The sequence below is a fragment of the Prevotella koreensis genome, from assembly GCF_003977605.1.
GTDB classification, from domain to species: domain Bacteria; phylum Bacteroidota; class Bacteroidia; order Bacteroidales; family Bacteroidaceae; genus Prevotella; species Prevotella koreensis.
Map to the genome: position 1 here is coordinate 140924 of NZ_RYYU01000001.1, position 14018 is coordinate 154941.

The window sequence follows — 14018 nt, forward strand, 5'->3', positions numbered from 1 at the left end:
CGGTATTTATTTATTGTTTCTTTGCCAATAATAGTCGTGTGGCTCTAATGTAGTGTAGTCAAGACGACTATAACGATTTGTACTTACTTCCTTCTCCGATGCCATCTTAGCAGACTGGTACATATTCTTCAGATGAGAAAGGGTCTGAACAAATGCCGTCAGATGCCCTAAATCCGAATATCCATGCTCCATATCCTTCAAAACGTCATCATGTTGATTCTCAATGTCCATCATTTGGCGCGGTCCAATCCAACAGATCTTGACTGCAATATGCGCAGGGAACATCTCTTGGATGCTTTTCTCAACCAACTCTCGAAACTGATAGTTCTGAGTAACATTCAGCCATCCTGGGAGAACCGCTGTTACTTTCATGCTGTATGGATCTTCAACGTATTCATGTTCGTTCTCAGAGCGATATTGGCGAAGGAAGGGCTCTGTTTCTTTTTCCACAGGTGCATATAGGCAGTGTTCGTAGAGATGTATGCCAAATGTCTCTGCATAATCCACTTCTCGGTTATCTTCAAATTCAATGATGTTCTCCTTCATCTGAATAACCTTAGGATGGAGGTGCCGGGCCGGATGATAGTTTTTGACTCCGAAGGCGACAGACAATTTACGCTCTATGGCATAATAATTACCATCATTGAAGTCCTCTCCCTTATAATTAGGGTCAAGTGTCAAAGGTTGTGTGTAGTCAATGGCACGGGCACGATGATAACCCAGATAAGGTAAATATCTAAGGAGATTGGTCTTGCTGTCCATCTGTTCGTATTCTCGTTTTGTGACATCATGGCCTTCATCCTCCTGGGCGATATATTGTAGGACGGAATATTTCACGAAATCCTCGTTGAAACGGGCGAGAAGATGGTTCAAAGCCATATTGCGTTGCTTTAGTTCGCCTTGAGCATCGAAGATATGCTTCTCATACCAGTCGCCATACGTCTTCTTCTCGACTATTTTTTCAAAATCGTCAATATCACTTCCTGTAAGTACTCGATGCATATAGCCCAACTGATGTTCCTTCCAGTCGTCAAAATGGCTGTATTTCTCCCATGATAGCAGATGTCGGGCGCTATTGATACGCATCAGAAAGTCTGCCAGCAATTGGTCGAAGAAAAGCAGGTATCCTTTGAACTGCATTCGTTGTGCCTTGCGCAAATCATCTTCTGTGTCAGATATATTTTCACGCCCCACAAGATAGATAGACGGGAAATCGTCTTGAATGGTATAATATCGGTCATACTTGTGGTTCTTGGAAGTCTCTTCTTCGAACCTGCAAACAAAAGGTGATTGCCCTGCAGTGGAATGCACATTCGCATCATTTTCTGGAATTTTAGCTGTGAACTGATAATTGTCGAGCATGAATGTGAATTGAGACAATCTCGGGTCTTGGGAGAATCTGAATGATTTCTTTGTTATAACATCATCCTGAAGCGAGAGCTCGTAGTTCATGTTAACAACTTCCCTGAGATTTTCTTCTTTAACTACAAAGGCCAGATGACGAACCCCTTTAACGCCACTATGCTGCATGATAATATTAATTATATCTGAAACATAAAGTTTGTGATTAGTGTCGAGAGGCTCAATCTCACTCATGTCAACATAACCGAGACGAGGTAATGGTCCGGTAAAAATATCGGAGACGGAATAGCCTTTTTCCAGCATTTCCGTAAAAGAATACAGATGAAGACTTGTAGAGATATACTGTGATATTTCATCAAGTAATGTTGATAGCAGCGCATTGTAGTCATAATCAGACTCAACTTCGATATCTGCTTCTATGCCAACAGGGATATGTTCCATGGATTTACATGGCAGGAAGTTTTCACACAGGTTACGGTGTTTCATCAGTAGACGATCAACTTCCTGCTTGGCCGCCCCTGCCGATGATGGGGTATTGTCCACGAGGTCAACAAAAACGTCATAATATCCTTTCACGTCTACGCTTTTGCTTTCTGAATCAATACCTTGGGCTTCAGAAAGAATATCCTCTGGTAAATATACCTTACGAGTGGTGGGGGTTAACCAGACATTCTTAACGCCTGCTACGTTTTCCAAAATCAATTTGCGATAATCGCCAATCGTTATCGGACCAGAGGACAAGGCCTTATATGGCTCGTGAAAAGAATATTCATGCGACGGATAATGGTACCCATCAGGTGTAAGAAGATCGGGGATGTCAAATGTCATTCGGTACCCGAGATCAAGTACCGAGAAGCACAGGATTTCATGTAGCGTGATACCTGGATCCGTTGGATTATAGTCAGTCCAAAGGCTTCCACTCAACTCGCTTATACGTTTCATACCGAGTTGCCGTAATGCATTTATGTCTAGGACCAGGCGTCCATTATTATTCTCTTTGTATTGTGCCATGACTGTTAGAATTCAATAACATGATTTTCTGCGGAAGTAAACATCTCATATGCTTCTTTCTCTATCACCTGGTCAGCAATGTTATATATTTTCTGATCATTTCCAGAGTTGTTGGTAACGATAATCCTTGCCGACTTGACATAATCCACATATTCTAAATTCTCAAGGAAGAAATAGATGTCGGAAACGTTTTTCGATTTATATGTAAGGCTGTTCACGGAATCCTTATTCTTTGGATTAAGCCACGGTGCTATGTATTGTCTCAATTCCTGATTAAGTTGCTCACGATAATGCCTGAGGTCATAATAACCCTTCCTTAATTGTACGTTACATTCTACGGTTATGGTACGGTAGGCAAAATTGGTCACATCAATCGACACGTGAGGCGATGTGAGACGGGCAATAAACTGCCTTATTTCATCGAGGTTCTGAACGGTCACCTTAGGTTCCAGAATATTGGATTGAGGATTAAGCTCTGTGTTGGGACTTAATAGGAGAAGCACATTGCCCGGTTCTTCAACCAACTGTTGGACCCCTTCTTTTCCAAAGCGAACATTTGGAAGGCATAACGCAAAGGAAACCTGAGGGAATTTCTGTAATACCATTCGCTCGTAGTCCCATATTGAAGAAGCGCGATTCTTATGGCGCAGCCTTTCGCTTATGCGGGTATAGAAACTCTCCTCACTTTCCGCCTCTTGTCCGTCAAAAGAAGATGAAGGCTGCTCAACGGATTTGATGGCTGCATTGCGAACCACGAGACGGTTTACCGTTCCGGCAGGTAGTCCAAAACGGAGGTGAGACAAGTCGTTGTCGTTGTCGCAGAATGTTGCCGTCGTACAATTGGTACGTGCCAGAACCAGTGATGGCATAGGACTGCCGGCAGGCTTGGACATTTGCAAACGTAACCATGTCGTATCTGATTCGTCAATATCAATATTCAAAGGAATGACAAAAGTAACCACGCCGGAATGATTGAAATGATCCGTGGTGTCACGAATGATCCCATTCTCGGAGAAATCTGTCCAACCATCGGCTGACAGGTATTGCCAGACATAGGTGTCGGCTGTACTCACAAACGAACTGGGATTGAGTATCTCAAAATAGACATTGAATTCGCCTTCCGATGGTAAATGCTTAATGGATACGTTAAAACTGCGTTCCGTTGAATTCTCTGGTAGCGGGTGAAGATTTGGCCATAAGCTGTAATTGTAATCTGTATACTCGGCATGGGGGTGCTCCAGAGGCAAAACAGGATGAATGGCAAACATTCTTGAGTTGGACGAATGGTATTCAGACTCCAAGACATAACTGATGGCAATACTTTGTATTTCAGGGATATATGGTTTTTCTGGCATAGATAGTTGCTGTTCATCTGTCACCATCACACCATTGCGCTCTATCAACCTGGTATTATGCATCATTACCTTACCCAGCAACGTATTATAAAGGTTCTGACCATAATCTACTGATGACACGAATTGTATTTGACCTTCAGATAGGTCCAAATACTCTCTACAATGACTTTTGAGTTGAAGCCAGTCACGAGCACTTTCAGAACCATTAAGCCAGATAGCAGCAAATCTCTTGTAAAAACCTTGTTGAGAATTATCAAGCAATCCCCATCCGTCTTGATAGGATTTGTAATACGCGGCAAGGTCTTCAGGCATTCCCTTCCAGTTAATATGAAGCGAATAAGGCTCTTTCAAAAAACTGTTGAAGATACGATGATTCTTTATTTTGAAAGTTGATGCATCAGCAACAGGGACTGTTCCAAAAGGAAGAAATGGGGTGTCACGATTCACTATTCCATAGTCTGTGAAGCAGTCTAGCTCGTGTGAATTCTTCACCTCGACTCTGATTTTTTCTATCCTGACAGCCTCTTCTTTATCAATATCAATATGGGATTCAATGAAATGCGATGGAAGTTTTGAGAAAACAAACCGCAGAACAGGTTCATGAGCATCTAATCCCATGTGATGGATTGCTTCTTCGTATATAACTATGGGAGGCATCTTTTCTGTTACATGGATCTTGATGCGCTCATCAGAGATTTCGCTCTTTAGACTTATCCACTCTGTAGGAGAAGAATAATCGACACGTACTAAGTCACGCCATTCTTCAACAGACGAACTGAATGTCAGTTCAATCATTCGTTCTCCATCTGTCAGAGATAGTAATGGAGAAGATAGGGCAAAACCAAATTGTGCATGACTTTGGAACTTATCTTCATGGGGAGTAGAAAGACTAAGGAAACCATCCTCACACATTGATGTTAATGTCATCACCTGGTCAACACCAGCATGACTGACAGAGATGTTAAAGTCTGTAGCATAAACACGCTTACGGCCATTCTTGTCTGTTCCGCCATCACACAGAGTCCCTTGGGGAAGTACGGCTCGTTCCTGGTTCTTTGTTAGTTCGAAGAAGAGGTTTACCCGATCGGCTACCGCGCCTTGAGGTTCAAAATGCAAAATATGGCGATAGTAGTAATCCAAATGTCGCTGAGCCAACCGGTTGAGTTCTTCTTGAGCGACATGGAATACATCTGCAAAAGCAAGGAAAAGACCAAGATGAGGCGGTACTTCCCCTTTCTTCTCCAGCTCATCCAGGAACTGAGTCTTTACCTTTTTGTTGGCATAATCATACACATCAGTAAAATATTCCTCCCAATGGTCATCTAACTGGTTCTTGTCGTTATAATATTTGATGTGGGAAGCGAGTTGGGCTGCCTCATGAAGCAGTCCTTCACGTGTCCGGTCATCAAGCTTGAAATAGTCAGGTTTCAAACCGTGCGGAAAACGTTTATTCTGATACGTGCCTTGATATTCTATGTCTTTTTTCATGCGTCCATCAATTAAAATCTAAGTCCTCCTTCATAATAGAAGGGAAACACCATGTTAAATTGAGTGTTAGATGACTTGATCGTATATGCAATAGAAATTTCTATACTTTCATCGGAAAGGTTGTGTTCTATACTAATATCGTCAACATCAACACGGGGTTCGTTTTCAACGATCGCATATTCAATCATCCTTTTCAGACGCTGTTGGTCGATGGTGTTGTAATTTCTGACGAAAGCAAAATCATCGATCTCGGTACCCAAGTTGGGATGGAACATCCGTTCTCCTAGACGTGTCTGTACACATAAACGAACGCTTCGGGCCACATTAGCCTCATCAGAGAGCATCACAATACCTCGGCTCTGTTTAGAGAACATAGGGGGAAAACTCCAGCCACGTCCCATAAAAGTGTATTTTTTCTCTTCTGCCATATTTGTCAGCCTCCAATAATTACTGTTGGACATCCAACGGCAGCATTAGCCCCACATAGACATACATCGGTAGTGCGCAAGGCGGGGCGACCACAGATAAGTACACTTGTGCTTCCTGCTACGAAAGGTGAAGAAGGTAAGTGGGGAGAAGCGGGAGTCGGTACAATGGGGCAAATATGTAAATCGCCCACCACTGCTGCTGGCTGTCCTCCTATCAAGACGGTAGAAGCACCAGGACCAGTTATCACTCCTCCATGCGTGGTTACGTCTCCCACTCTTACTGCTGCTGCCATATCTAATCCATATTAATTGATTTGAACCAAAGAGCCTTTCACCACCATGATACCAGATGATGACAACTCTGTTTGAGCACAGCCAGAAGCCTTGAGCTGAGCCTGTGCTTCTGCTGTTATATTCACGCCTTTCAGACTCATATCTTGAGAAGCCTCTACGGCAATTTTTCCAGCACTCTTGATGGTAATTCCCTGATTATCCATTGTAATCTGGTTACCATTAGAATCTACAATCTCTATCTTTCCGTCCTTATCGTTGAGGACTAGTTTATTTCCACCAGATGTCTCAAGGTTTACTATCTTGTCTTCTTCGTTAAACTCAAGTTTAATCTCGCTCTTGAGATAGATACCTTTCATGTTATTGTCATTGCTCAGGGGTTGAGGGGCACTGCGTTTGCTGCTGTGCAATGTACCCAAAACTATCGGATTGTTTGGATTCTGATCAACAAATCCAATCACGACCTCATCATCCACCTCTGGGTAGAAGAATATCCCCCGGCTTTCCCCAGCATCTGGCATGGCGACGCGTGCCCACACCTCTGTATAATCTCCGTCGAAGCAGGGTAGGGACACCTTAATTCTGAATTCATCTGCAGGATCTCCTTCGACAGCCGTAACCTTACCCAGTTGCAGGCCATAAACAGCTGCACCCAGTTCTGATGATGGTGCCGCGTTTACATCATCGTAAGCCCAGAAGTAAGGAGTTTCTTCCATTCCAAAACCTAAGGTCGTAGTCCAGGCACCATCCGTAAAATCCATTTCAACAGATGTAATAAAGGCATTACCATTAAAACTCTCGCCTACGCCACTGAAAGTGACACATTCTCCGGGTTTAGAAGATAAGATGCCATAAATCTTAACCTTACCGATGATGCGGGACAAATTATACCTCATCATCATGCCATTTATCTTACCAGTCATCGCCTCCGTGTCAACAAACGAACTTAAGAAGTTTATATTAAGCATTTCATTTTTCAGTTTGTCTGCCAACTGGCCAGTGGTGGCATTCCCTTGTTTGAAACTGTCAGAATTCTGGACTTCTACATCTTGCTTCTCCTGTGAGTTATAGTTCCATGACGAAGCTTTAATACCAGAGAAAGCATTCCGTCCGTCTATCTGTGCGTCAAAACTCAGGATAGAGTCATAACCGTTAATCTCATGGCTTGCACTCCCAGTATTGGGCTTCATCACAGATATCTTCTCATCATCAGCAAAAAACAATAACCCGTTCGCATCAGCCTTTAGGTTCACGAAATCCCAGTCTGTGCAATTGCATTGGGTCACTAACTCATGTTGATAGGAAGTGCTCTCAACATCACAACCGATGCTGTACTTTTGTATTATTTGCTCAATTATGTCACTATCTGTAACATTTGCAAATACATGATTCCATCGGCTCTGAGCCATTCGATAAGCTTTGTTCTTGACGGTTAAAGTCAATAATGACTTTCGGTTAGTGAGACTTACACTTTTACGTACAACAAATCCTTTGAAAAGGCATGTGTCATCAGAAGCGGAAATCTCAATGTCACTGCCAACAGCAATAGCATTTCTTTCGTCATCTGCGAAAGTGTTGTTGAGAAGACTTCCATAATACAGTGTTATCTGGGCTGTAGGAATTTTGCAGAACTGCTTTTCGAGGTGGATGCTAATTACCTCTGCAATTTCTGCCAAATCTTCACCGTCAATCATAATCTTGAATGACAAGGCACTGTTATCTGCATTTGTTTCCGCCATTGTATTAATTAATTTTCAACATACATTTCAACACCGCTTTCATGAGAGAAATTAGCATTCGTAGGAGTAATGTTTTGTTCTTTCAAGGAATATTTTTCTGCACTTCTTGCATTATCGGGATTACAGCATTCTGGAACTGGGTCCGGTTTTTGCTGCTTCGTTTTTGACTTATTTGATGGTTTTTGGGGTGCACTTTCTTTTACTGTAGAGAAAGAACAGCTAACTTTTGCGCGCAGAGGATTCCCTTTGAGATCAAACAATGAATAATTGATGTCTATGCTGTTTGTACAGACGATAAACGAATCACCCAGATATTCAATTATCAAGGCCTGAACCAGCTTTCCATCTTTTTGATAGACTATTTTCAGGAAGTTACTTATCATGTCACTGACGCTACGTCCTTTTTGGTTAGGAACGACGTTGGTGCCATCCAAATAGAAACTGAAAGAAAAAACTTCAGGACTGGCTGAGAACACATCCGACTTATCTTTGGACTTGCCAGATTTGTTGGATGTTTTCTCAATCGATAATTTTCTGTCGATTGTCGCCGGGTTAATCATCACCTCAAATTCATTCAGGTCGTTATCTTTGCCAGATATATCCTTTTCCTTTTCGACCTTACTCCTGAATTTCATTCTGAAGATTTCGCCATTCTCATTTTTGTCTTCCATAAATAGAAGTTATATTAAAGATTTAACGTTCACGGTTTAATTTGTTAAAACTCTGCAACTCAATGGTTTTTTCTGGAGTAAGAACCATTTCCGAGGCGTTTTCATTTTCAGCCTGCCTGCTGCTTCGTTCCTTTTCTATGGTTGCACGAATGACTAATTCATTAATCTTTATAGCCATAGTCGTTATACTTTAATGTTAAACTTTACGCGTATATTGTTGATGGCATCAATTTGCTGTATCATCACGTTCTGTAACTCTGTTTCACTAGCAGCTAATTGATTGGCCAGCTCTTTTGCTGCATTGCTTACATTATTCTGAGCCGTGTTGATAGCTTCCTTAGCTGTAGCATTGGCTGCATTCATCGCTTTCTGGGCAGTATTGACTGTTTTGGATGCACTTGATAATAAATTGTTCATCTCCGATTTAACAGCCTTTTTCACATCAGCCAACTTGCGTTCAGCTTTGGTTGTCTCTCCAGTGATAGCCTTCTTGGCATCTTCCACTTGCTTATCAACTATTTCAGGTAATTTCTTTGTCAGGGTGTTGTTTATCGTTGTCACCATGTCTTCTGTCTTTGTTTGCATGACCTTAGTGGCAGATTCAACATTCTCTTTGACGAGTTTTGCCTGAGCGTCAATATTGGCAACTATGGCTTGTGATGTCTGGTTCATCTGATTAATGATGTTCGATGCCTGCTCAGGGATGTCCTTAACCACACCGTCGACCTGATTGATCACGCTCGTGACTTCGCTCAGGACGTCTTCAGGTAAATCATTGGATTGTTTTTTGAGCTTCTCAATTTCTGCCTTGAGTCCATTAGCTATGTTTCCTGCGCTTTCAGTTACATTGCTGATGGATTTTTCCGTTTGAGATACAACATTTTCCAATTGATTCCCAAAGTCCTGGATTGTTTCCTCGACAGAACCGGTCAGTTGGTTGAGACTTTGACTGAATTCATGTTGCATGGAATCAAGACTGTTAGTTATTCCATCAGAAAGACTCGTGACACCATCCGTAATCTCCGAAACAACCTCATTTGCTGCTTTTGAGACATTCTTGGGCACATTCTGGATTTCTTCTGACAAACCAGATGCCAGGTTCTGTACTTCCTGAACGCTTTGGCTTGCGAATGATTTCACATCTGAAATGGCAGAATCAACCCCTGTCTTTATCTCGTTAGCTGCTGTCGTCAATTCCGATTTAATATGATTAACTTCTGTCTTGGCCTCGTTAACCATTTCGTTAATCTGGTTTTTTGTCTCTTTAACAGTCTTGCTAACATCGTCTTTGATGTTATCGACAGTTTCGGTGATTTCATCACTGATGTTGCCAATCTCTTTCTTAATGCCATTTATAGCATTGTCAGCTTCCTTGATGAGACTGTCTGCCCCAGTCTTCAACTCGTTGCCAAGCTTCTGAACTGTATTCTGTGCTTTTGTGAGCGTACTCTTAACGGTTTTCTTTGCATTGTTGGCTGCCTTATTTAGTTCGCCAATAGCTTCGTTGAATTCCGCCATTACTTTATCGACGGCTTCCTTAGCATCTTTTACAAGTTGCTGGCCTTTTTCAACCAAATCATTCTTGATGTCTGTGGCTTTATTCTTGACGGCATTGATCTTGTCTGTAGCTTCTTTCTTGAACTCATTAAACTTGTCCTTGCCTTCTTCAATAATATCTGTGACTTCATCCTTGATTTCATTAAACTTGTCCACAACCTCATTCTTTACATAGTTGATCTTAGTCTTGGCCTCATTAATGCTTTCCTTGGCCTCATCAACAATCTTTTTAACGTTCTGTTCCACGTTGTCCTTGACCTCATTGATTTCATTAATGGCTTGTTCGACTTTTTCCTTAACTTCGTCCTTTATCTCGTTAATCTGGGTCTTGACTTCTTCGACTTTCTCTTTGACTTCGTCTATTTTTTCTTCAACTTCTTTCTTGACATCTTCGACCTTCTCCTTAAAATCATTAGCCTTTTTCTGGGCCTCCTTGAAGAGTTTTTCTCCTTCTTTTGCAGCCTTGTTAATCTCTGACATGACCTTGTCAACTTCCTTGACGGCTTTATTAATAGTATCAGTCATGTCATCGGCCAACTGAGTGATTGGGCTAAGAATGGAGTCTTTCTGCTTTTCAAGGGCCGAAACAACGCTGTCAGTCTTTTTCGTCACATCATCAGCAAGCTTGGCAACTTTACTTGCCTCAGCCGTCAGTTTCTTCTTCGCATCTTCTTTTATCTTCTCAGCATATTTGGCTGTTTCAGCAGCCTTACCGGCCTTGTCTGCTGCATTTTCAGCTTTCTTTGCCGTCTTATCCTGTATGTCTTTCAGTTTTTGGGCTTCATCAGACAAAATAGAAGACATTGAGCTATACACCAGTTCCACCGTTTCTATCAGAATCTCACTCTTGGTGGCATTCAATGATGAAATCTCAAAGATCACAGGGTATGCATTATGGAAGCGCCATCCCTTGATGGGCTTGTCTCCCTCATTTAATACAACCTGCACCGTGTGAGGTTCGAACACCAAGCTGTAGATAGCCTTCTCGCACCATTGCACAAAAGAATCAGTCTGAGGAACAGAACCCTTCTTCAATACAAGATGAGGAAATTTGACAGCTTTAGGTAGTTTGTAAGAGGTGTTATTCACGCCTCCCTCCCAAATTTCTTCATATTGGATCTCTGAACGAATACCGGATGCTTCAGAAAAAGACAGTTCTTCATCTTTTGATGCGCCATCGAAACCTACCTTGAAATTATAGGCGGGTATCAAACTGTATTGTTGGTCTTCTTTCTTCTTATTTTCCACGCTGAGACACAGATATAAAATTCATTCAATGATGAATGGAGCAAGGAACCGGTACTTCAAAGCACAAAATCCCCTGACTCCATATCATAATAAATACTACTTCTTCGGACGTTCTACTGAAACGCTTTCTACTGCCAACTCAATGGACTCTAGTAGCACCTCATTAGCTGTAGAATTGTAGTTCGCATTGTCAATCTTAACCGGGAATGCATTCTGCAGTTTCCATGTGATGACAGGTTCGTGTTTCTCATCAAGCAGGCTTATTACCACATTGCGGCGTTCTGTGGTGTTAAGCTGAGCCTTGTTGAACCACTCAAAGAGTGCATTGTCCTTTGGCAGGGCACCACGCTTCAGGGTTATATTGCCATACTTCTTCAAGCCTGGCATCTTAATAAGAGCATACTCCTTGCTGTTGCCTGCACGGTACTCAATGACATTCTGTTCTGCAGAAAGGCCAGACACCTCAGAGAATGCGACAGACTCTTTGTCTTCATTACTCCATTTAACCTCGAAATGGAATGATGGTAATGGATAACTATTTTCTTCCATGGTTTATGATAAATTTAATTGTTATGACTCTTGAAGTTTATGAGAGAAACGGAGTATGATGAACTCTGCAGGACGAACAGCAGCCATTCCGATCTCAACAATCATCCGGCCCTCATTCACGTCATTCACATCCATCGTTGAATTCAAGCCGACATTAACATAGAAAGCCTGATTAGGAGTAGCTCCTGCGAGTCCCCCCGCTCTCCAGAGGTTTGTGAGGAAGTTTTCAATCTGACTCTTGACTTTGGTCCATGTGTTCTGATTGTTAGGAGCAAAGATGGCCCAGTCTGTTGACTTCTGTACACTCTCTTCCACGTAATTGAAGAGACGGCGTACAGGAATGTAGCGCCACTCGTTATCGTTACCGGCAAGTGTACGGGCACCCCATACTAAAACTCCCTTTCCGCTGAAAGCACGAATGGCATTCACAGATTTTCCTGTAGGATGAACATTCATGTTATCCTGTGTGTTGTTGTTAATGTTTCTGCTAAGACCCTTAACAGAAGCAATGCTAACATTGGCAGGAGCTTTCCACAAACCAGTATAGTTGTCAGTCTGAGCATATATGCCTGCAATAGCACCACTTGGGGGGACAATGGACTTTTGAACTGCCATTGCCTCTTCTTTCTCTGCATAACCTGGAATAAATGACTTGATGGCATTCTGAAGTGCTTTCTCAGCACTCTCATCATCAACTTTCTTTTCCTTATCCACGACGTTATCGCAATATTCTTCTATCTTAACATTCTTATTTTGGCTTTGCCATGCACGCAAGAAGCAAAGAATAGACTGGCGGTCGTCCTTAAACCATCCTTTAATTGCTTCTTTCAAACCATTATTATTTGAAGGAGCATCTGTTTCCACATTATTAGTTTTCGTTTTCTTATCGGCAATAGGATATTTAGACATCACCTCTCCAACAATTGTTGAGAAGTCAAAGCCTGAATAATTATAAGATGTATAGATGAATGGATAGTAAGTCGCGCCATAATTCAAGCCAACGGTTCCGATTTTTGAACGGAAATCATCAACACACTCATCAATACTTTTCGTATTGACATCTTTTACATCGAGAATAGCAAAACGGTCACCCAGTTCCTTACATTGCAGCAGCATTGCCTGCTGAACAGAAGCTAATTGTTCGGCATCAAGCAATGATGCAGCATCGGGTGTTACAAGCAGAGTTACCTCATCAATGTCTTTTAGAGCTGTAAAACCACTCTTCAGATCATCTGCTGATGGGGTTTTATCATACCCACCAACGGAAACCACATAGCAGGTGCCACCGCCGTTGTCAAAGAAAAGACGTAGACTGTCATAAGTGACAAACTTTTTTGATTTGTTCGCACCAGGTCCCTTGCCAAAATTATTCTCATATTCTATAATGGAAGTAATTTTAACAGGCACGATTCCTTCTGAGCCTGATTCCGTATATCCAACGAATCCAGGGATGGCAGTAGGGACATCTGCGACTGATTGGGGGAGTTTGGGGATTTCTTCCACGTAAACTCCAGGGGTTTTGTACGATGTTGCCATAATAAAAAATTTTAGTTAATGATAATATTAAAACTCAAATATGATTTCTGCTTTTATAGTAATCAGGGGAAATGAATCTAACCGCCGGTTTCCTTTTTTACAACCTTTTCATCTGCAAATATGTAGTCATCATTTTGCATGTACAGATGATGCTCATGATTAGGTTTTTCTTTTTGTTTATTCTCTTTCTTTGTATTCGGATGGGCTTCAACTTCAAAAACGAGATGTTCTTCGCTGATCTTGGGAACACTATCACCTGTTGACTGAGCGAAAGCAATCACCTTAACCTTATATATAACATATGGATAGAGTTTGCTTCCAATGGTCTGCCACAAAGAGTTGTTCTGATCAAAGGACAACGTTTCCATCTCAAAAATAAGCTTATCGAGATTAGGATATTTATTCCCATCGATATCGCCCTTGTTGTTTTCTTTTTTTTCAAACACATTTTTCTTCTGGAACTCTTCGATGACACGTGAAATCTGTTTCAGGGCCTCGTCGTAAGCAGAATGGTTTGAAGCAATCATCACATAGAGGTTCAAGAAGATTGTCGGATTAACCTTCTGGTAACCTTCCAGTTGGGCTTTGTCATCATATTGGGGAATAAAATGACGGTTGTTCTTTAGCGTCTTTTCTTCCTCGAAATAGAGCAACGTTACATAAACTCCTTCATCTTTTGTGTCATCCTTGGTAATAGCATCCAGATGAGTGCTGACATTGAGGCCGTTGAGAAAGACCTCTACCTTGTCTCTTATAAAGCTAAGTGCTGTGTAAAGTGCCATA

At 41.8% G+C, this 14018-nt stretch carries 11 protein-coding genes; all 11 read right to left on the reverse strand.

Going from position 1 to position 14018, the window contains the following annotated elements; genetic code table 11:
- Nucleotides 1-6: 6 nt before the first annotated feature.
- Nucleotides 7-2304 carry a hypothetical protein gene (locus EHV08_RS00650; RefSeq protein ID WP_126677525.1) on the reverse strand — a complete coding sequence of 766 codons (2298 nt, stop codon included), beginning with the start codon at nucleotides 2302-2304 and terminating at the stop codon, nucleotides 7-9.
- 74 nt (nucleotides 2305-2378) lie between these two features.
- Complete coding sequence (locus EHV08_RS00655) at nucleotides 2379-5216, reverse strand: baseplate J/gp47 family protein (protein WP_126677526.1); 2838 nt, start codon at nucleotides 5214-5216, stop codon at nucleotides 2379-2381.
- Between the two features lie 11 nt (nucleotides 5217-5227).
- Nucleotides 5228-5644 (reverse strand): GPW/gp25 family protein, encoded by a 417-nt coding sequence (locus EHV08_RS00660; protein ID WP_158676025.1) that lies wholly within the window; start codon nucleotides 5642-5644, stop codon nucleotides 5228-5230.
- Nucleotides 5645-5649: 5 nt separating this feature from the next.
- Entirely contained in the window at nucleotides 5650-5937 is a 288-nt protein-coding gene (locus EHV08_RS00665) for a PAAR domain-containing protein (protein WP_126677528.1), read from the reverse strand.
- A gap of 12 nt (nucleotides 5938-5949) precedes the next feature.
- Nucleotides 5950-7674, reverse strand: coding sequence for a type VI secretion system tip protein VgrG (vgrG, locus tag EHV08_RS00670; RefSeq protein ID WP_126677529.1), 1725 nt, complete (start codon nucleotides 7672-7674; stop codon nucleotides 5950-5952).
- Between the two features lie 8 nt (nucleotides 7675-7682).
- Entirely contained in the window at nucleotides 7683-8345 is a 663-nt protein-coding gene (locus EHV08_RS00675) for a CIS tube protein (RefSeq protein ID WP_126677530.1), read from the reverse strand.
- Between the two features lie 22 nt (nucleotides 8346-8367).
- Nucleotides 8368-8523: a DUF5908 family protein gene (locus EHV08_RS11375; protein ID WP_158676026.1), complete on the reverse strand. Its 156-nt coding sequence runs from the start codon at nucleotides 8521-8523 to the stop codon at nucleotides 8368-8370.
- Between the two features lie 5 nt (nucleotides 8524-8528).
- Nucleotides 8529-11150, reverse strand: a complete 2622-nt coding sequence (locus EHV08_RS00680; protein ID WP_126677531.1) for an apolipoprotein A-IV repeat region-like domain-containing protein — start codon at nucleotides 11148-11150, stop codon at nucleotides 8529-8531.
- Nucleotides 11151-11246: 96 nt separating this feature from the next.
- The gene (locus EHV08_RS00685; protein WP_126677532.1) at nucleotides 11247-11699 is read right to left on the reverse strand and encodes a phage tail protein; all 453 of its coding nucleotides are present in this window, start codon (nucleotides 11697-11699) and stop codon (nucleotides 11247-11249) included.
- 21 nt (nucleotides 11700-11720) lie between these two features.
- Nucleotides 11721-13235, reverse strand: a complete 1515-nt coding sequence (locus tag EHV08_RS00690; RefSeq protein ID WP_126677533.1) for a phage tail sheath family protein — start codon at nucleotides 13233-13235, stop codon at nucleotides 11721-11723.
- 77 nt (nucleotides 13236-13312) lie between these two features.
- Nucleotides 13313-14017: a DUF4255 domain-containing protein gene (locus tag EHV08_RS00695; protein ID WP_126677534.1), complete on the reverse strand. Its 705-nt coding sequence runs from the start codon at nucleotides 14015-14017 to the stop codon at nucleotides 13313-13315.
- Nucleotide 14018: the final 1 nt, after the last annotated feature.

Coding starts and splice junctions, on each gene's coding strand:
- EHV08_RS00650 (WP_126677525.1), bottom strand. CDS start 2,304: ATGAAACGTATAAGCGAGTTGAGTGGAAGCCTTTGGACTGACTATAAT.
- EHV08_RS00655 (WP_126677526.1), bottom strand. CDS start 5,216: ATGAAAAAAGACATAGAATATCAAGGCACGTATCAGAATAAACGTTTT.
- EHV08_RS00660 (WP_158676025.1), bottom strand. CDS start 5,644: ATGGCAGAAGAGAAAAAATACACTTTTATGGGACGTGGCTGGAGTTTT.
- EHV08_RS00665 (WP_126677528.1), bottom strand. CDS start 5,937: ATGGCAGCAGCAGTAAGAGTGGGAGACGTAACCACGCATGGAGGAGTG.
- vgrG (WP_126677529.1), bottom strand. CDS start 7,674: ATGGCGGAAACAAATGCAGATAACAGTGCCTTGTCATTCAAGATTATG.
- EHV08_RS00675 (WP_126677530.1), bottom strand. CDS start 8,345: ATGGAAGACAAAAATGAGAATGGCGAAATCTTCAGAATGAAATTCAGG.
- EHV08_RS11375 (WP_158676026.1), bottom strand. CDS start 8,523: ATGGCTATAAAGATTAATGAATTAGTCATTCGTGCAACCATAGAAAAG.
- EHV08_RS00685 (WP_126677532.1), bottom strand. CDS start 11,699: ATGGAAGAAAATAGTTATCCATTACCATCATTCCATTTCGAGGTTAAA.
- EHV08_RS00690 (WP_126677533.1), bottom strand. CDS start 13,235: ATGGCAACATCGTACAAAACCCCTGGAGTTTACGTGGAAGAAATCCCC.
- EHV08_RS00695 (WP_126677534.1), bottom strand. CDS start 14,017: ATGGCACTTTACACAGCACTTAGCTTTATAAGAGACAAGGTAGAGGTC.